At 71.9% G+C, this 18,648-nt stretch carries 14 protein-coding genes, 2 tRNA genes and 1 pseudogene; 10 read left to right on the plus strand and 7 right to left on the minus strand.

Annotation, left to right across the window (positions count from 1 at the left end; translation table 11 throughout):
- Positions 1 to 2: 2 nt before the first annotated feature.
- Both ACZ4V1_RS11370 and ACZ4V1_RS11375 read left to right on the plus strand, forming a co-directional pair.
- A complete protein-coding gene (locus ACZ4V1_RS11370) occupies positions 3 to 731 on the plus strand; it encodes a DUF3566 domain-containing protein (RefSeq protein WP_468332873.1) in 729 nt (242 codons plus the stop codon).
- A gap of 100 nt (positions 732 to 831) precedes the next feature.
- A tRNA-Ile gene (locus ACZ4V1_RS11375) sits at positions 832 to 908 on the plus strand.
- Positions 909 to 1,549: 641 nt separating this feature from the next.
- Here the strand turns inward: ACZ4V1_RS11375 and ACZ4V1_RS11380 are convergent.
- Positions 1,550 to 5,839 carry an nSTAND1 domain-containing NTPase gene (locus tag ACZ4V1_RS11380; RefSeq protein WP_468332876.1) on the minus strand — a complete coding sequence of 1,430 codons (4,290 nt, stop codon included), beginning with the start codon at positions 5,837 to 5,839 and terminating at the stop codon, positions 1,550 to 1,552.
- Positions 5,840 to 6,487: 648 nt separating this feature from the next.
- Between ACZ4V1_RS11380 and ACZ4V1_RS11385 the strand changes: the two genes are divergently transcribed.
- Positions 6,488 to 6,682, plus strand: a complete 195-nt coding sequence (locus tag ACZ4V1_RS11385) for a ferredoxin (RefSeq protein WP_468332879.1) — start codon at positions 6,488 to 6,490, stop codon at positions 6,680 to 6,682.
- A 169-nt stretch (positions 6,683 to 6,851) separates the two neighbouring features.
- Entirely contained in the window at positions 6,852 to 7,745 is an 894-nt protein-coding gene (locus tag ACZ4V1_RS11390; protein ID WP_468333523.1) for an FkbM family methyltransferase, read from the plus strand.
- A gap of 76 nt (positions 7,746 to 7,821) precedes the next feature.
- Here the strand turns inward: ACZ4V1_RS11390 and ACZ4V1_RS11395 are convergent, their stop codons facing one another.
- Both ACZ4V1_RS11395 and ACZ4V1_RS11400 read right to left on the minus strand, forming a co-directional pair.
- Positions 7,822 to 8,580 (minus strand): glycosyltransferase family 2 protein, encoded by a 759-nt coding sequence (locus ACZ4V1_RS11395; RefSeq protein WP_468332882.1) that lies wholly within the window; start codon positions 8,578 to 8,580, stop codon positions 7,822 to 7,824.
- Between the two features lie 359 nt (positions 8,581 to 8,939).
- Positions 8,940 to 9,317, minus strand: a complete 378-nt coding sequence (locus ACZ4V1_RS11400; protein WP_468332885.1) for a DUF6344 domain-containing protein — start codon at positions 9,315 to 9,317, stop codon at positions 8,940 to 8,942.
- Positions 9,318 to 9,655: 338 nt separating this feature from the next.
- Between ACZ4V1_RS11400 and ACZ4V1_RS11405 the strand changes: the two genes are divergently transcribed.
- Together ACZ4V1_RS11405 and ACZ4V1_RS11410 are read left to right on the plus strand one after the other, a co-directional pair.
- A complete protein-coding gene (locus ACZ4V1_RS11405) occupies positions 9,656 to 9,784 on the plus strand; it encodes a DLW-39 family protein (protein WP_003999697.1) in 129 nt (42 codons plus the stop codon).
- A 336-nt stretch (positions 9,785 to 10,120) separates the two neighbouring features.
- Positions 10,121 to 11,434 (plus strand): hypothetical protein, encoded by a 1,314-nt coding sequence (locus tag ACZ4V1_RS11410; RefSeq protein ID WP_468332887.1) that lies wholly within the window; start codon positions 10,121 to 10,123, stop codon positions 11,432 to 11,434.
- Between the two features lie 13 nt (positions 11,435 to 11,447).
- Here the strand turns inward: ACZ4V1_RS11410 and ACZ4V1_RS11415 are convergent, their stop codons facing one another.
- Positions 11,448 to 13,124 carry a protein kinase domain-containing protein gene (locus ACZ4V1_RS11415; protein ID WP_468332890.1) on the minus strand — a complete coding sequence of 559 codons (1,677 nt, stop codon included), beginning with the start codon at positions 13,122 to 13,124 and terminating at the stop codon, positions 11,448 to 11,450.
- Positions 13,125 to 13,211: 87 nt separating this feature from the next.
- Positions 13,212 to 13,760: a helix-turn-helix domain-containing protein gene (locus ACZ4V1_RS11420; protein ID WP_055422154.1), complete on the minus strand. Its 549-nt coding sequence runs from the start codon at positions 13,758 to 13,760 to the stop codon at positions 13,212 to 13,214.
- 180 nt (positions 13,761 to 13,940) lie between these two features.
- Between ACZ4V1_RS11420 and ACZ4V1_RS11425 the strand changes: the two genes are divergently transcribed.
- A tRNA-Ala gene (locus tag ACZ4V1_RS11425) sits at positions 13,941 to 14,013 on the plus strand.
- A 159-nt stretch (positions 14,014 to 14,172) separates the two neighbouring features.
- Here the strand turns inward: ACZ4V1_RS11425 and ACZ4V1_RS11430 are convergent.
- Positions 14,173 to 14,379: pseudogene (locus ACZ4V1_RS11430) on the minus strand (hypothetical protein); the annotation flags it as partial.
- Positions 14,380 to 14,622: 243 nt separating this feature from the next.
- Here ACZ4V1_RS11430 and ACZ4V1_RS11435 point away from each other — a divergent pair.
- Together ACZ4V1_RS11435 and ACZ4V1_RS11440 are read left to right on the plus strand one after the other, a co-directional pair.
- On the plus strand, positions 14,623 to 15,609 hold the full coding sequence (locus tag ACZ4V1_RS11435) for an endonuclease/exonuclease/phosphatase family protein (RefSeq protein ID WP_468333525.1): 987 nt from the start codon (positions 14,623 to 14,625) through the stop codon (positions 15,607 to 15,609).
- 462 nt (positions 15,610 to 16,071) lie between these two features.
- The gene (locus tag ACZ4V1_RS11440; protein WP_055422156.1) at positions 16,072 to 16,848 is read left to right on the plus strand and encodes an isoprenyl transferase; all 777 of its coding nucleotides are present in this window, start codon (positions 16,072 to 16,074) and stop codon (positions 16,846 to 16,848) included.
- Positions 16,849 to 17,048: 200 nt separating this feature from the next.
- On the opposite strand, the gene ACZ4V1_RS11445 is transcribed toward ACZ4V1_RS11440, so the two are convergent.
- Positions 17,049 to 17,750, minus strand: a complete 702-nt coding sequence (locus ACZ4V1_RS11445) for a DUF5324 family protein (protein ID WP_468332895.1) — start codon at positions 17,748 to 17,750, stop codon at positions 17,049 to 17,051.
- Between the two features lie 318 nt (positions 17,751 to 18,068).
- Here ACZ4V1_RS11445 and ACZ4V1_RS11450 point away from each other — a divergent pair, with 318 nt between their 5' ends.
- Positions 18,069 to 18,602, plus strand: coding sequence for a peptidylprolyl isomerase (locus ACZ4V1_RS11450; RefSeq protein ID WP_468332898.1), 534 nt, complete (start codon positions 18,069 to 18,071; stop codon positions 18,600 to 18,602).
- Positions 18,603 to 18,648 lie beyond the last annotated feature (46 nt).

The raw sequence follows: 18,648 nt of genomic DNA on the forward strand, positions 1-18,648 counted from the left end.
TCGTGAGCGGAGCCACGGGCGCCGGATCGGCCGGTACCTCCAGGGGTACGGAAACGGACGGCGGCGGCCGTGGCTTCGCCGCGCGTGCGACGGATTCGCACACGACTCAACTGCGCAAGATCGACGACGACGCGACCGATTCGCACTCGGCGAGCTCGTCCAAGACGCATGGATCCCAGGGGGGAACTGTGACGGACACCCGAGGCCAGCAGACTGAAACGGCGGCCTCGCCGCTGCCGGGAGACCGGCAGCCCCAGCAGCCCGGCGGGCCGTACCACCCGCCGCAGGCCTACCAGACCCAGGGCGGCAACGCGTCCGCCGCGGTGCGCCGTCCGCGCACCGGTGCCCGTACCACGCCCCGCGTGCGCAAGGCACGCCTGCGCGTGGCGAAGGCCGACCCGTGGTCGGTGATGAAGGTCAGCTTCCTGCTCTCCATCGCGCTCGGCATCTGCACGATCGTCGCGTCCGCCGTGCTGTGGATGGTCATGGACGCCATGGGCGTCTTCTCGTCGGTCGGCAGCACGGTCTCCGAGGCGACCGGCTCGAACGAGTCCAACGGCTTCGACCTGCAGTCCTTCCTGTCGCTGCCCAACGTGCTGCTGTTCACGACGATCATCGCGGTCATCGACGTCGTCCTCGCGACGGCGCTGGCCACGCTCGGCGCGTTCATCTACAACCTGTCCGCCGGCTTCGTCGGCGGCGTGGAGCTGACGCTCGCCGAGGACGAGTGACCGCCGCTCGCCGGTCGCGCGACAACCGATTTTGGGACTGCCCGCCTCGTGCGCTAATCTTCAGGAGTCAGCGCGCGGGACATACACCGCAGAGCGCGGCGGGGCTATAGCTCAGTTGGTTAGAGCGCATCCCTGATAAGGATGAGGCCACAGGTTCAAATCCTGTTAGCCCCACCAGCGAAAAGACCCCCAGTCGGTAGCGGCTGGGGGTCTTTGACATCCATGGCCGGCATCAGCCGATGCGACCATCCCGGTCACCGGTCACCGGTCACCGGTCACCGGTCACCGGTCACCGGTCACCGGCCACCGGCCATCGGCCGTCGAGTCGGCCCAGGCAGAGACGGGCAGACGGTGTGGGCCGAAGGCGGACGGGACGGCTGCGGTCTCCGGTCTCCGCTCTAGGTGGGTGACCAGGTCCGTCGTTTGGATCAGGGTCGGGGCCTTCTGCCGAGCAGGTGTTCCGCCGGCCGCTCCCCGTAGTCGCGCTCATGACAGACTCGGCGGCGTGTCGGAGCCCCGGCGTATCGGCTTTCGGGGAATCTCGCCCAGGGCCAGGGCCAGGGCCAGGGCCAGGCCCAGGGCCGGACGGTGGACCGTCGGCTGTACGACAGGATGCGGGCCACCGGCACCGAGACCTCACGGGCACCGGGGCGCCGAAGTTCCCGAGCGTCACCGCGTTGCGTCCTGAGTTGCCGGACACCTCCAGCCATTTCCACGGCCGACGGGACGCGAAAGCGCCCGACCGCTGGCGACGGGGGATGCGCCAGCGGCCGGGCTGTGGCCAAGGCTAACAAGACCGGGTGCCTGGTGGGGGACATTCACTCATCGCACGGGCGCTCGTACGAGAGGCGGGGCAGGTATTCGTGCCACTTCTCCTCGGTCAGCACACCCTGAGTGGCCGAGCAGATGCGGTCGATGGCGTCGCCCACGCCCAGGTTCCACAGCCGGACGGTGTCCGTGCCGCTCGACACCCCGAACATGTGACTCACGGGGCTGAAGGACAGGAAGTTGCCCGAATTGGCGTTGGGGCTCATCGACTCCCCGATGGCGGCGGCCTCGGCGGGCGTGCGGACGTCCCAGAGCCGGACCGTGTTGTCGTTGGACCCGCTCGCCAGGGTGTCGCCGTCCCGGCTGAACGTCAGCGACACCACCGAGTCGGTGTGGCCGGCGAGCGTCGAGTCCGGCGGGGCCGTTTCGCGGGGGTCGGTGACGTCCCAGAGCCGGACCGTGCCGTCGTCGCTGCCGCTGGCCAGCGTATGGCCGTCCGGGCTGTAGGACAGCACGTTGACCGGTCCGAGGTGCCCCGTACGGGGCGCGCCGAGGCGAGCGGCGTGACGGGGGTCGGTGACGTCCCAGAGCCGGACGGTGTCGTCCGCGCCGCCGCTCGCGAGAGAGCGGCCGTCCGGGCTGAAGGCGAGGGCGTTGACGTATCCCTTGTGCCCGGTGAGCGGCTTGCCCAGTGGGCGGGGACGGGACGGGTCGTCGGTGTTCCACAGCTGGATGGTGCGGTCCTCGTAGGCGGTGGCCAGTGTGTGGCCGTCCGGGCTGAACGCCAGGGTGTCGGGGCCCGCGTAGCGGGTGCGCAGCGCCACGGGCGGCCCGTGCGCGGTGGGCCTGGCCGGGTCCGTGACGTTCCACAGCTGTACCGCGCGGCTTCCCGTCAGCACCGCCAGGGTGTCGCCGTCCGGGGAGAACACCAGGGAACGTACGTCACCCTCGGCCGGTCTGAAGGGTTCGCCCAGTGATCCGGGCCGGCCGGGGCTCGTCACGTTCCACAGCCTGATCCTTCCGTCGCGCGCCGCCGTGGCCAGTACGTGCCCGTCCGGACGGAAGGCTCCGATGCGGCCGATCATGTCCGAGGTCGGCAGCGACCACAGGCGGACCTTGCTGTCGCCGCTTCCGGTGGCGAGCGTGCGGCCGTCGGGGCTGAAGCCGAGGGCGTACATCTCGCCGCTGCTTCCCGCGAGGGGCACGCCGATCTGGGACGGGTAGGCCGGGTCGCTGACGTTCCACAGGCTCGCCGTGCTGTCCGCGCTGCTCGCGGCGAGCATGTCCCCGTCCGGGCTGAAGGCCACGGACCAGACGGGGCCGGTGTGGCCGGTCAGCGGCGAGCCGATCCGTGTCGCGTCGCGTGGGTCGGCCACGTCCCAGAGCCGGACGGTGTCGTCCGCGCCGCCGCTGGCGAGGGTGCGGCCGTCGGGGCTGAAGGCCACGGAGTGCACCAGGGCGGTGTGGCCGGTCAGCGGCGCGCCGAGGCGAGCGGAGTGACGGGGGTCGGTGACGTCCCAGAGCCGGACCGTGTCGTCGTCGCCGCCGGCGGCGAGGGTGCGGCCGTCGGGGCTGAACGCCACCGAGCGCACCGCCGCGGTGGGGCCCGTCAAGGCGTCGAGCGCCTTCGGCCGGCCTGGATCGGCCACGTCCCACAGCCGGACGGCGTGGTCGTCGTGGGCGGAGGCCAGCGTGCGGCCGTCGGGGCTGAAGGCGAGCAGGTAGACGGTGCCGCCGTGACCTGCGAGGGGAGGGGCGAGCGGGCGCGGGCGGCTGGGGTCGGTGACGTCCCACAACCGGATGGTGCCGTCGTCGGAGGCACTGGCCAGGGTGCGGCCGTCCGGGCTGAACACCGCGGAGCTCACCCAGCTCGAGTGGCCGGTGAGGGGCTCGCCCAGCGGCTTGGGACGAGCGGAGTCCGACACGTCCCACAGGCGTACGGTCCGGTCGTAGCTGGCCGTCGCCAGGGTCCGTCCGTCCGGGCTGAAGGAGGTGAGGTAGACGGCGCCGGTGTGCCCGAGGAGCGGCGTGGCCAGCGGCGCGTTCACGATCGAGATCAGCCGGTTCCGCACGTCCTCGTCGTCCGGCCGCAGGCGGTGCGCCGCCAGGTCGAGCTGGGCCGAGAGCGACGGGTCCGTGTACTGGACCCGGTCCGCCTCGGCCACCACCTGCTCGAACACCGCGTCGTTGCGCTGCTGCCAGGCGACCACCGCCGAACCGACCGCCACGAGCGCCAGGACGACGAGCGCCGACACCGCGGCACGACTGATCAGGACGGAGCGCTTGCGCAGCCTGACCGCGGCGGCCAGGAACTCCACCGCGCTCCGGGTCAGGAAGGTGCCGTCGGCCGACTCCGCCCAGCCGCGGGCGCGCTCGAGCCGGGAGCCCCGGTAGAGCAGGGAGGCGTCCCGGTCCGACTCCTCCCAGGCCCGGCCGTCCTCCTCGAGCCGCTGGCGCAGCAGGTTGCCGGTGCGGTCCTCGTCGATCCAGTCGCGCAGGCGTGGCCAGGCGTGGAGCAGCGCCTCATGGGTGATCTCCACGGTGTCCGCGTCGAGTGTCACCAGCCGGGCGCGCACCAGTGCTTCGAGCGACTCCTCCGTCTTGCCGGGATCCCTCGACTCCTGCGCCAGCCGGCGCCGGGCGCCGCGCCTGCGGGTGGCCTGGGTGTCCTCGCTCACCCGGACCAGCCTGAGCAGGAGCAGCCGCGCGGCCGTGCGCGCCGCCGGGTCGAGGCCCGACCAGGCCCGCTCGGCGGTCGCCGCCACCGCTCCCTGGATCCCGCCGGCCGCGCGGTACCCGGCCAGTGTCAGCCGGCCCGCCTTGCGGCGCTGCCAGGTGGCGAGGAGGGCGTGCGAGAGGAGCGGCAGCACGCCCGCGTCGTGCGCCCCACCCGGGCCGCCGCTGCTCACCTCCCGGATGATCAGTTCCGCCAGCCCGGGTTCGAGCTCCATTCCCACGGCCCGGGCCGGGCCGTTCACCGCCTCGCGAAGTTCGGCGGTGGTCAGCGGTCCGAGCACCATGTGCCGGTGCTGCAGCGCGTCCGCCAGTTCGGGATGGCGCAAGCACTGCTCGTAGAAGTCCGCGCGTACGCCGAGGGCCACGAGTACGGGCGCCGGGTCCTGCGGACCGCCGGGTGCGCACGCGGCCTGGAGGAGCCGGACGAACGCGCGGCGCTCCGACTCGTCGGTACAGAGGGTGAAGATCTCCTCGAACTGGTCCACGATGACGACCGGCCGTGCCGTCGGGGCTGCCGGGGCTGCCGGGGCTGCCGGGGCTGCCGGTGCCGCCGGTGCCGCCCCGGACCCTGGCCTCGACTCCGGGGGCGGGGGCGGGGGCGCCTCCGAATCCCGTCCCGGTTCGGGGCCCGGCTCCCGTTCCGGTTCGCGTCCCGGCTCCCGTTCCGGTTCGGGGCCCGGCTCCCGTTCCGGTTCGCGTCCCGGCTCCCGTTCCGGTTCGCGGCCCGGCTCCTGTCCCGGTTCGCGTCCCGGCTTCCGTTCCGGCTCCGTCGCGGCCTCCGCCCTGTCGCGGGCCCACGCGGCGAAGGCGTCTCTGGCCGCACGCGCGGTTTCCGGGGCGTCCGGGCCCCCCTTCGCCGCGCTCTCGGCGGCGGATACGGCGGCGACGACGGGCGCGAGCTCGGGTATCCGGCGGGCCAGCTCCCCGAGCGGATCGCCTCCCGGTACGAGTTGGAGCACCTCCCTCGGCGACCCGCTCCCGTCGTCCAGCGCGCCCTTCCGCAGGGCGGGCACCAGTCCGGCGTTCAGCAGGGAGGACTTGCCCGCCCCGGACGCGCCTACGAGCATGACCAGGCCGCCCGAGCCCTCCGCCGCGCGGAGCTGGGCGACGAGGGCGTCCGTGCTCCGCTCCCGCCCGAAGAACCAGCCCGCGTCCTGCTGACGGTACGCGGCCAGGCCGCGGTAGGGACAGACACCGCCGGGAGCGGCCGGGGCCTCGTCCGGGCCCTCCTCACTCCCGGCGGACGGCGCGGGGCGCTCGCCGGTCGGGTCGGCCACCGCCCGCTCCCACAGGCGCTGCCACTGGGCCAGGTCGTACAGGCCCGCGGAGACCGGTACGGGTCGCGCGCGCCGGGCCTGGGGGATGAGGACGTGCAGCACGGCCGCGAGGGCGGGGAACTGGGCGGGCACGTTCTTGGCTCGCCGCCAGTCGCTGATCCGCTGGGCGGAGACCCGCACGGGCCGCCCTCGTTCGTCGACCCGCTGGAGCCGGACGACCGCCTCGGACACGCGTTTGAGGGGAGGGTTGCCTGCCTCCTTGTACAGCAGTGCGAGACGTTCCGCGAAGGCCGTGCGTGCCCCTGAGTCGAAACTCAAGGTCTCCACTCCTTACTTCCCCCGCACCTGGACGTCCGGACCGGAAAACTCACTCTATACACCTGACCTGCGGCTACGTCATGTCCGCTGCAGCGGAAGCTCCTCGGCGGCGACCTCAACTGGCAGGATCACGTCGCAGTGGCGAGTCGCCCGCCCGGCACCCGGACAGGTCAGCGGCCCAGTGCCTGGAGAGCCACCCCGTAAGGCCGCACGTTCTCGGTCACCTTTCGGTGGCACCGCCCTCCCCGACCCGGTCCGGTACCGCGTACAACACGCCGTCGGCATGGCTTGGCTCCGGTCCCCACGAGGGGAGGGACCGGTGCCGAACCATGCCGACGGGCGCGGACGGCCGCGGCGGGCGCCGATCGCTCCTCGGCACTACGGCCGGCGGGCGTCGTGCGTCGGGCGTCGGGCGTCGGGCGTCGTGACCAGCAGACCGCGCTCGGACCAGCAGACCGCTCCCGGTGTGCTACTCGCCGGTGACGCCGCCCCGGATACCCGCGGTCAGTTCGCGCCCGGCCTCGGTGGCGTCGTGGAAGATGCCGGACGATCTTGTGAACGTCGGTCCAACGGACAAGCGGACAAGGCGGATTCAATGCGGTGCTCCGCGGGCAGGCACGTCGTAATGGTTTCGATTCGAGCGCCGCTGGAGTGTGTATGAGGATCTCCGTCGACCCGGAGCAGTGCTACGGCTCCGGCGACTGCGTCCACCGGGCTCCGTCCGTCTTCACCCAGGTGGACGGCCTGGGTGCCGTGATACCCGGACGCGAGAACGAGACCGACGCGCCACGGGTACGCGAGGCGGTCGAGGGGTGCCCCTCCGCCGCGATCGTCATCACGGGGGAGCACTGAGCGCCGGGGAGCGTTGAGCGTTGGGGAGCACTGAGCGTCGGAGGAGCAGTGGGTGGCCCGAGGGGCAATGGGTGGCCGAGGAGGGTTGAGTATCCGGGGAGGGCCGGGTGCCCGGGTAGGGCCGGGCGTTTCCGTGGCCGAGGGCCTGGTCACGCTCGGCAGCCGGTACGTGCGAAACGGCCCCGGCACGTTCGGGAAGGCGGCGCTCGCCGCGCGCTGGCTGAACCCCCATCTGCGCGAGCAGCCCCGCCGGCGAGTCGTCAGAGTGCGTTCCGGCGCACTGTTCGCCGTGGACACCCAGGACCTCATCCAGCGGTACCTGTACCTGTTCGGCGCCTGGGAGCCGCACATGACGGCCTGGCTGCGGCACCGGCTGCGGCCAGGGGACGGCTTCGTCGACGTCGGGGCCAACATCGGCGTCTTCAGCGTGCTCGCGGCACGGCTCGTCGGTGACGGGGGGCGGGTCGTCGCGATCGAGGCCTCCCCCGCCTTCCACCACCGCCTGGTGCGGCACGGCCAGCTCAACGGATGCCGCAACATCCGCGCGCTCAACGCCGCCGTCTCCGACGGCCACAAGACCCTGACCTTCGTCCTCGCCAGCTCGCACAACATGGGTGCGAACAGCATCGTGCCGTACGACGGCCCGGCGGAGTCCACCTTCGAGATCGAGGCCCGGCCGCTGCCGGAGCTGCTCGACCCGGCGGAGATCGCGAGCGCCCGGGTGATCAAGATCGATGTCGAGGGCGCGGAGGGGAGCGTCGTCCGCGGCCTGGCGCCGATGCTGGGCAGCCTGCGGCCCGACGCGGAGATCAGTGTCGAGGTGACGCCCGAGCGCATGGCCCGGCTCGGCGACTCCATCGACGAACTGCTGACGGTGATGCGCGACGCCGGCTTCCACGTCTACCGGCTGGCCAACGACTACGCACCCGAGAGCTACCCCGCGGCACTGGGCGGCGTGCCGGGAGGGGCCGACGAGCCCGGAGTGCCGGTCCGCTGGCGGGGACCCGTGGTCGAGGAGAGCGACCTGATCTTCTCCCGGGTCGACGCGGAGACGCTGCCTTGACCGCTGCCCTGCTCTGACCGCCGCCCTGCTCTGACCGCCGCCCTGATCGCCGCTCCGTCTTGACCGCGCGTGGGTTTCAGGCGCCGGCGGGAAAAGGCCACCTGAAGGACGCCAGCGCCCGCGCCCTGGCCTCCACGACGGCCATCCGCACATCGCGGTCGGCGGGGTCCACGTGGGCGGCCTGGCCGGTCACCTGGCCCTCCCACTTGCGGTAGAGAAGGCCCACCTCTTCGGAGAACCACCCCCGGCTCACGCAGTTGAGCGCCAGCAGCAGGCCCGTGTCCTCCGAAGCGGGCAGGGCCATCCAGCCGCCGAGAGCGAGCAGCAGGTCGCGCCGTACCAGGAGCGTCGCCGGGTGGACCTGGGCGCGGAAACCGTTCGCCTTCCAGTGGTCGAGCACCTCCCCGCACTCGATCGGCCCGTGCTCCGGGTCGCCCGGGAATCCGGCCGTCGAGCCGTCGGGCAGGAGGTCCAGGACCCGGGACGTCGCCCACCCGAGCGTCGGATCGGCCTCGAGGGCGGCCAGGTCGCGGGCCAGGGCGCCCGGTGAAAGCTGGTCGTCGGCGTCCAGGGTCTTCACGTAGTCGCCGTCCGCGTGGGCCAGGGCCAGCGTGCGGGCCACACCCGGGCCGCCCTGCCGTCCCTGCCGGAAGATGACGCGCGGGTCGTCGGGCACGTGCGGCCGGACACCGTCGGTCCGCCCGTCCTCCTGGATGACCCAGCACCACTCCCAGCCGGCGGGCAGCTCCTGCGCGCACAACGAGGCGTGGGCCTCCGGCAGGAAGGGGGCGGAGGGGCCGTGGACGGCCGTGACGATGATGACGCGCCGGTTCACGGCGGCACTCACCACCTTTCCGGGCGAGTGGTGAAGAGCAGGTCGTCCGCGATCACTTCGTAGGCCTTCGGCACTGGTACTCACCGGTCAGCTTGGTCGGGCACGGGTCTGGTCACGGTCCGGGGCCTGGTCACGGTCCGGGCCTGATCGTGATGCGGGCCTGATCGTGATGCGGGCTTCAGCCTAGGCATTCCTCACGAGGACCTGACGAGTGGGTTGACCCGGAACATGGCGGCGGCCCGGCTGCTCTGTCGAGCGGCCGGGCCGTTTCTCGCGTGTGGTGCTGTACGCAGATCGCCGTGACGTCTGGTTCGGGCGGTGTGGGCGGCGTGGCGAGTGCCTGGCGCGCGCCGGGCCGCTCAGCGTTGGAGTGGCTCGGTGTGCTGGGCGGTGGTGTGCCGGGCCGGGGAGGCCGCGGTGTCGTCGCACAGGAGGTCGGTGGACGTGGCGGCGGCTGCGTCGGCGACCGGACGGTGGCGGCAGTTGGGGGCCTTGCCGTGCGCCTCGGCGCGGATGCGCTGTTTCATCGTGGGGGGCAGGGAGCCGGTACGTGACCAGGACCAGGGTGCCGCCGCCGCGGGTGCCGCCTCGGGGGAGGCGCTCTCGGTGTTGCTGTGCGTTCCGGTCTGCGGTACGGCCGCGGAGGCGGTCGTCGTGATGAGTCCGAGCGCCGTGCACAGCGCGAGGAAGGCGGTGACGATGGTGGTCCACAGCGTCATGACCTTGTTCCGGGCCATAACCCCTCACTTTCGGGTTGGGCGAGTTGCGTACTTTCCTCATGATGTGTATGTGCGCCGCGAAGTGGTGGACCGACGCCCGTGGCGCGTCGATGTTCAGATGAACACCACCCGGATGGACGCAAGAGGTCGGAAAAGGTGCCCAGGCGGGAGGGATGCGGGCAAAAGTCACGTTCCGTCAGGGTGTGATCACCCTCCGATCGGAACGGCTTGGTCCGCTCTTATTGGGCTCCGACGGCGGGCAGTTGGCCGCCGACACAGGTCACCGATCGGTATCGGCCGGTGTGTATAGTCGGGCGGCAGAGGTCCCCTACGTCAAGGAAAGACGAGGTAGCGCGGTGAAGAAGCTTCTCCTGGTCGCACTGGCCGCCATCGGCGGGCTCCTCGTGTACCGCCAGATCCAGGCGGATCGCGCCGAGCAGGATCTGTGGACGGAGGCGACTGACTCCGTGCCCACGGGTTCGTGAGTACGACCGACATCCGGTCCTGAGCAGACCCCGGCCGTCATACGGTCGGGGTTTTGTGTTGCCCGGATTCCGCTGCCCGGATTGCGTTGCCTGGTTTCCGCCGCCGGTGTTCCGTGCGGGGGCGCGGAAGCGCGGGATCGCGCGGCAGGATGGGCACGGTCCGGTCCAGGCGGCGGCGGCAGTGCCGGTGAGCGCGAGGGGTGGCGGGTGATGGGGCGGTGGTGTACGGCTTGGTGGGGCACAGGGTCGGGGCATGCCGGGTCGGGGCGTACCGGGTCAATGCGAGCCGAGTCGGGGCGTACCGGGCCAGGGGGTGCTGGAACATGGCGTACCGGAATGTGGCGTGCCGGTTCAGGGCGTACCGAATCCGGGACTGACCGACCGCCTACGTCCGTGCGCTTGGCGGTCGTGACCGTCGTACTGGCCGCGACCGCCGCCCTGCCCGGTGGAGCGGCGCTCGCCGGAACGTCACCCGGCTACGCCTTCGCCGAGGACGCCCGGCGGATCGCGGGCGCGAGCGGCACTTCGGACGCCGTACGCCTGGAACCCGGTGCCACGTACCGCAGTTCCCTGCCGAGATCCGGCGCTCGCTACTACCGCATCGAACTCGACGCCGCCTCGGACGCCTACGTCTCCGTCACCGCCGTACCCGGCTCCGACGGTGAGGTCACCGCAGTCGACGGTATCCGGGTCTCCGTACAGGACGCCGACGGCGGTTCTTGCTCCTCCGACAGCGCTACCTTCGGCGCCGCCCACAGTCCCCGCCCCGTCACGGCCCGGGGCATGCGTGAGATCGCCCCCGGTGAGACCCGGTGCCAGGAGCCCGGCACCTATTACGTCGCGGTCGAGCGGTCCCGCCCCCAGGACTCCCCGCCGGAAGCCTGGGATCTGGAGCTCACCGCCGTCACCGAACCGCGCCCGGAGCGGACCGGCGCGACCACCGCACCCGAGGCCTGGGACTCCGCCTCCCCGGAGCCCCTCACCGGCGAGCCGCGCCGACGCACGGGCGGCGGCGGCTTCGCCCACGCCACTCCCCTCGGGCAGGGAGCGTGGCGCGACGACATCCGGCCCGGGCAGACCCTCTTCTACGAGGTGCCGGTCGGCTGGGGCCGCCAGTTGTACGCGACCGCCGAACTCGGCAGCTCCGGCGCAGGCTCCGGCTATGCCACCAGCGCCCTGCACCTGGCCCTCCACAACCCCGTGCGCGGGGAGGTCGACGACACCGCGCGGGGATACACCGGCCGCCCGACGTCGGTCGGCCTCGCTCCGCTGCCACCGGTGTCCTACGCCAACCGGTACGCCACCGACGGACAGGCCCGCGCGATGAGGTTCGCCGGCTCCTACTACCTCGTGGTGCACCTCGCGGCACAGGTGGCCGACGACTTCGGCGAGGGCCCCTTCGGGCTGACGCTGCGCGTACGGCTCGGCGGAGCGGCGCAGGCCGGCCCGGAGTACGCGGGGGAGTCCGAGCCGAAGGGTGTCTTCGAGGTTTCGGCCCAGGACCGGGCGGCCGCGTCGGTGGACGGTGGCGCGGACGACGACGTCGCCATGAAGGCGGTCGCCGTGGGCGGAATCGGCACCGGCAGCCTGCTGCTCGTGGGCCTGGGGTTGTGGACGGCGGCGGCGCGGCGCGGGCCGGTCAGGCGCTAGTGGAGGCCCGGACTCAGATACGGGTGAGGGCCCAGAAGCCCACGGCGTAGCAGGCCAGCGCGAGGAACAGGAGCGGTACCGCCACTCTGGCCGGAGGACCACCGGCACGGCGTCGCCGCCGCGCCGCGCGGTGCTGCGGGTACGACTGGGCGGGAGACCGGCGTGACTGCGGGCTCTGAGCGGTGTACGAGGCGGTGGGGGCGTCGGCTCGCTGCTGCGGGTGCGGTGCCAGTGCCTCGGCGGGGAGCGGCGGCGGGTACGGGGGCCGCGGCTGTTGCGGGTTGTGCGGGAGGGCCGGGGGCTGTGCGTGCGCCTGCGGAAGGGCGGGCGCAGGCGAGGAGGGGACGGTCTGCTGTGGGGGCGGCAGATGAAAACTGCCGGTCTCCGACATGGTGGGCGGGTGCGCGGGTCCGGGGTCCGTCACCGGCGAGGTGCCGGCCGGGGTGGACGGCACGTGGCCGATGGGTGGCGGAGCCTCGGCCGGGACCGGCGTGCCGTCCGGGGCGGGCGACGGGCGATCCGGGACCGGCAAGGCATCTGCGGCAGACGAAGCACGGCCCGGGACCGAGGCAGACGAAGTACGGCCCTGGACCGAGGCGGGCGTCGGATGGCCCGGGACCGAGGCGGGCGTCGAACGGTCCGGGACCGGCGAGGCGTCGGCGGCGGGTGACGTAGGTGCCGGGACCGGGGTGCCGCCCGGAGCGCCGGGAGTGCGGCCCGGGGGCGGCGATGGCGTGTGGTCGGGGGGCGATTCCGGGCGGGGGCGCTGCCGTGGGTCCGTCGGGGTTTCGTCCACCCCCGACGCCTTCCTGAACGGCCCGTCGGGGCCGAACCCGGTGGGCAGCGGGCCGACTTGGTCGAAGATCTCGATCAGCTCGTCGTCGGGGCCGGGTTCCGGCAGCAGCTCGGCCGCCGCGGCCAGTGCCTTGCGCGCCCCCGTGGCGGTGCGGAACCTGGCCGGTGGGTCCGGCTGCACCAGCGTCGCCACGACCTGCCACAGCGGCTCCGGGATCCCCTGCGGCGCGGGCGGCGTCCCGTGTTCGGCGAAGTACTGCACCAGCGCCTTGGCGTCCGGCTTCGCCCCCTCCAGCAGGTACAGGGCGACCAGGCCCACGGCGAACAGGTCGGCCGGGAAGTCCGGCTCCGCGCCCATCATCTGCTCCGGCGCGAGATAACCCGGCGTCCCCACCACGAGGTTGGTCTCCGTCAGCCGGGGCTCGCCCAGCCGCATCGCGATACCGAAGTCGGACAGCCGCAACCGGGGCCGGCCCGTCCCGGTCGCTTCGAGCAGCAGGTTGGCGGGCTTGATGTCACGGTGCACGACGTCCTCCGCGTGCACCGCCGCCAGGCCCGCGAGGAGCTGGTCGAGGAGGGTGCAGACGAAGGCGGGCGGCAGGGGACCGTAGTCCCCGACCAGGTGGACGAGCGAGCCGCCCGTGACCAGGTCCATGGTGAACAGGACCTTGTCGTCGTCGGCGGCCCAGCTCGCGGGTGCGAGCACATGGGGATGATCGATCCGCATTGCCTGCTCGCGTACGAACCGCAGCAGCGAGTGCGCGTCCCGCTGCTGGAGCACCTTGGCGGCCACGTACCGCCGGCGGCGATGGTCCCAGGCACGCCAGACGGCACCGACCCCGCCCCGGCCGATCGGATCGACCAGCTCGTACCGGCCCGCGAACACCTCACCCATGGCTGTGCGCCGCTCCTCCCCTGGGACCTGTCGCGCCACTCCCGCGGCCCGGCCGCCGTACCCCCTTCCGGCTACCGGGCCCCGGGGTCAGTTCTGGTGGGACTGGTAGTGCGCCACCGCGTCCGAGGTGCGGCCCGCGCCGTACACCCGCAGGAACTCCGCCAGCTCCGGGTGGGACGGGGCCAGTGCGTCCGCCGCGTCGATGATGTCCCCGGCGGCCGCCACCGAGCGCAGCAGCGACTGGATCTCGCGGACCACCCGCTTGACCGTGGGCGCCCCCGAACTACTCGTGGTCGTGGTGGTGTTGCTGAGCACCGAACCCCCCTGCGACTTCTTGATCTCGTCCATGCGCTCCGTCGCCTCGGCCGCGCTCACACTGCCGTCCGCGACCTGCCCCGCCAGGTCCTGCAGCAGCTGCACCCGCTGAACCACCGCGGGGTTGCCGATCTTCGCCCGCTGGCCGCTCATCAGCTGCGACAGCATCGGTGCGGACAGCCCCAGCACCCCCGCGAGACGAGCCTGGTTCAGACCAAGATCGTCGATGAGCCTGCGGAAGAGCGCCCCCAGCGGCTCCCCATACCAGTTCCGCTGCAGTTCCCGCGCTCTTGCGGTGGCTTCCTGCTGTGCGGCGTCCATTGCGTCTCCCCATCGCTTCCCCAAAAACCGCAGTTCGCTCCAGCGAACCACGCCGAGCATCTTACGGAGCGTGGTGTTTCCCCGGGAGCCCCAATCATTTGTGAGATACGGGGGGCGACCCGGTACTCTTGCTCTGCGGCGCCCGCCGGACCGAGATCGACCGGCTCGGACGCCTGCTACGGGGCCTTAGCTCAGTTGGTAGAGCGCTGTCTTTGCATGGCAGATGTCAGGGGTTCGACTCCCCTAGGCTCCACTCCACAGCCCCTCCGAACTGCGGAAACGCGGTTCGGAGGGGCTTTTGCGTGCCGGTGGGTCGGCACGGTGGTGCCGACGGGGATCCGAAGAGCCCCGAATCCTCCGGCGTTTGCGGAGCTCTTCGTCCCCTGGCGTCCCCCGCTTCCCCCCCCGTCCCCCACGGCTTCGTGAGGTGATCGTCGGCGCCGAGGCCGCAGCCGCAGCCGAGGCCGACGCCGCTGCCGCAGCCGAGACCGAAGCCGAAGCCGGAAGCCCTGCCGCCGAGGCGGCCGGCGGCGGTGAGCATCAGGATCGGCATGCAGCTGCCGGAGGCCACGCGCATGGCGTCGAGGCTACGGGCCGGTACATATCGCCGGCGTACCGAAAACCGCATACGTGCCGGCAACACCACGTCACTTTCACTGGCGGCAGGGCCCTGGGCCCGTAGCGGACGAACACGGAACACGGCAGTGAGCGAGGACGGGACGATGACGCGGGTGGACATGGCGGAGTCCGGACAGGGCAGTCCGACGGACACCGGAGTGCCGGGTGCCGGGTGCCGGGTGCCGGAGCCGGCGTCCCGGCGTACGGCCCCGGCGGGACCTGGCGCGCGAGCCTGCGCCGGGCGATCCGCAACTGCTTTCGGCCGGGTCCCTCGAAGCGCGGCCCGGTGCTCGCGGCACTGGCACTGTTCCTCGGCCTGTTCCTGCTGCTGTACCCGGAGATCCCGAATCGGATCGGTGGCCTCGGCAGCCTGGTGGCGACCTTCCTGCCGTGGTTCGGCCTGTTCGTCCCGGTGCTGCTGGCCGGGGCCCTGTGGCGCCGCTCCCCCGCCGCGGTGATCGCGCTGCTGCTGCCGGTCACGGTGTGGCTGAACCTCTTCGGCGGGCTGCTCGGCGACAAGGCCCACTCGGGCGGCGACCTCACCGTGGTGAGCCACAACGTCGGCGCCGACAACCCCGACCCCGCCGGCACCGCCCGCGACCTGAGCTCCTCCGGTGCGGACGTGCTGGCACTGGAGGAGATCACGCCGCAGGCCAGGGGCACGTACGAGAGGGAACTGGCGAAGGCGTACCCGTACCGCACGGTGCAGGGCACGGTCGGGCTGTGGAGCAGGCTGCCGCTGTCCGGCACCCGGCCGGTCGACATCGAGCAGGACGCCGGGCCGCTGGGGGAAACCAAGCCGGCCGAGACCAAGGCGGCCTGCAACCGGGCCCTGCGCACCACGGTGGCCACGGACCAGGGGCCGCTGGCGGTGTACGTGGCCCACCTGGGGTCCGTGCGGGTGAACCCCCGGGCGGGCTTCTGGACGGACTCCCGGGACCGAAACGCGCGGGCGCTCGGCGAGGCCGTCGCCGCCGAGCGGAACGAGCGGGTGGTGCTGCTCGGCGATCTGAACGGCACCACCGACGACCGCGCCTTGGAGGGCATCACCTCGCGGCTGGACTCGGTCCAGGACGTCGCCGGGGACGGCTTCGGCTTCAGCTGGCCGGCGAGGTTCCCGGTGGTGCGGATCGACCAGATACTGGTCCGCGGCGTGGAGCCGAAGAGCTCGTGGCTGCTGTCGGCCACCGGCAGCGACCACCGGCCGGTGGCGGCCGGAATCAGCTGGTGAGCGACGCGCGCAGCCGGTTCGAGTCCGTCGGCCGGCCGTCGCGGTGACCGGAGTGCGGAAGACCCGGGGCCGGGCCTCCGCGGTTCAAGTACGAGGTTCGGCCGGCCTGCCGGACCGAGGACGGTCCTCCGCCGGTGACGGTCGATCTCCGAAAGTGATGGGAAACACGAGGCCGTTCCCCTCGGAGATGAGAGAGCCGAGGACGCCCGCAACCGCCCCACCAGGCAAGAAAGTTGACCGAACTCCTCGGCGGACCGCCGCGCCGCACCGCCGCACCGGAGCGACCGCCGCCCCTGGGCGCGCCCCGACGCCCCAGCGCCCCGCCGAGCACCAAGGGGGAGCTGTCTGCTCTTGATATCGTCACCCCACAGGGCACCAGCGCCACACCCCTGCGGCGCGGTGCCACGTGGCTCATCGCCGTCGGAGCCGCCGGTCGCTGCCGACGAGGTGGAAGGGGTAACGATGCGGGCGAAGGTACGGGCCGCTCTCGACGCGCTCTATATGAAGCGGCTGGTCAGGGAGTTGGAGGGACGCCCACGCCCCCAGCACATCGGCATCATGCTCGACGGCAACCGCCGATGGGCCAAGATGTCAGGGATCGACGATCCGCGAGAGGGCTACCGGGCCGGCGGAGCGAAAGTGCAGGACTTCCTGCGCTGGTGCGACTCCGCACAGATCGAACACGTCACCCTGTTCATGCTCTCCGACGACAACCTCCACCGGCCCGAAGACCAGCTGAACCCGCTCATCGACATCATCGCCGAGGTCGTGGAACGGCTCGCCGCACCGGGCAACCCCTGGCCCGTCGAAGTCGTCGGCGCCCTGGACCTGCTGCCCGCCGAGTCCGCGACCCGCCTCAAGACCGCCACCGCCGCCACCCAGGGCCGCAAGGGCGGCACCAAGGTCGACGTCGCGGTGGGCTACGGAGGCCGACGAGAGATCGTCGACGCCGTCCGCTCGGCCCTCACCGAGCACAGCTCCCAGGGCGGGGACATCGACGAGTTCATCGAGACCTTCACCATGGAGCACATCTCCAAGCACCTGTACTCCAAGACCCGGTCCGAGTCCGACCTCATCATCCGCACCTCCGGCGAGCAGCGCCTCTCCGGATTCCTGCTCTGGCAGTCCGCCTACGCCGAAGTCCACTTCTGCGAGACCTACTGGCCGGACTTCCGTGAGATCGATTTCCTGCGCGCCCTGCGCTCCTACTCGCTGCGTGAACGCCGCTACGGCCGCTGAGCGACAGGTCAGCGGTCTCAACCGTTCCCACGGCCTGAAGACCGTTCTCACGGTCTCAACCGTCTCAATCGCTCCAGCCGCTCCAGCCGCTCCAGCCGCTCAACGGTTCACGGGTTCACGGTTTCACGTGAAACATCACCGCGGGACGGGGGACCCTGAAGTCTCCCGCCCCTCGGCGATGTGAAATCCGTCGACGAAGATCAGCGGGGCTCGTCGCCCTCCGCCGCCTCCTCCTGCGCCTGCTTGGCCTGCACCTCGGGATCGAGAATCGCCTCACCGGTGCCGTCCACCGACGTCAGCCGCCCCGACTCGGGAACCTCCGTCGCCTCGGGCGGCTCCACCAGCCAGTCCGGGTTGGCCTGCTTGTCCCACCACTTCCAGGCAGCGAAGGCGCCCCCCGCGACGACACCAGCCACCGCCAGGGCCCTGGCGATACGCCCGGCCCTGGCCCGGCGCCGATGCCTGCGCGTCAGCTTCTCGATCTCCTTGGCCGTGACCTGGCCCCGCAGCGCGGCCAACGCGGCGGCACCCCGCGCGGCGGCCTCATCCCTGACGGGCCCTGCCGCAGCCACCGCCTGCTCGATCACCGGCCGGGAGTAGTCGGCCGCCTGCCGGGCGGCCAGGCGGGTACGGACGGCGGCCTCCTGAGCGGCCGCGTCCATCTTCGGCGGCACATGTGTACGGGCCTGCTCCAGCCGCGGCGCGACATGCGCGCCGTACTGGTGACGGGCCTGGCACGCGGCCTGCGACACCTTGGGCGCCAGCCGTCCGCGCGCCTCCTGTGCGTAGTGAGCGGCCCTGTCCTTGGCCGTGTCGGCGTAGGGCGCCACCACTTCCGCGGCGTGCAGCACGCTGTCCTTCGCCGAACCGGTCGCGGCGCGCACGCTGTCGATGCGGGTCACGGGTTCCTCCTCCTCGGTGGCGTACGGTAATTCGACTTTCCACCCTTTTACGGATCATGCCTGCGGACGCACTGCCAGGCATGTGAGGGCGGGCATCCGGGTCACAGACGATGTCTTGGGGCTCTCTGGGGCCCTCTGGGGCAAATGGTGACGAAGTTGCGAGCAAGAGTCGATCAACATCAATAACGGGTGAATGCCGGGTAACGGGAGCCTGCCGACGACAATGCCACGGATCGGCGCCCCGCGCTCGTAAGCCAGAACTACTACCTCCGACCGTGCAAGGATCGACGAGCACGACAGGACGACGGAAGGCACAACGTGGCCGAGCAGCTCTACGCCACCCTGAAGACCAGCCAGGGCGACATCGAGATCCGGCTTCTTCCGGACTACGCCCCGAGGACGGTCAGGAACTTCGTCGAGCTCGCCCAGGGCGACCGGGAATGGACCCACCCCGCCACCGGTGAGAGGTCCACGGACAAGCTCTACGACGGCACGGCCTTCCACCGGGTGATCAGCGGCTTCATGATCCAGGGCGGCGACCCGCTCGGCAACGGCACCGGCGGCCCCGGCTACCAGTTCGAGGACGAGATCCATCCCGACCTGGCCTTCGACAAGCCCTACCTGATGGCCATGGCCAACGCCGGCCCGGACACCAACGGCTCCCAGTTCTTCATCACCGTCTCAACCACGACCTGGCTGAACCGCAAACGCACGATCTTCGGTGAGGTGACTGACCCGGCAAGTCAGAAGGTCGTCGACGCCATCGCCACCACCCGGACCAACCCCCGCACCGAGCGCCCCCTCGACGACGTCGTCATCGAGTCCGTCGTCGTCGAGACCCGCCAGGACTGACCAGGACTGACCTCCCCGCACACAGGGCAGGAATGGCAGGAACCAA

This window comes from Streptomyces sp. NPDC028991 (assembly GCF_055564775.1).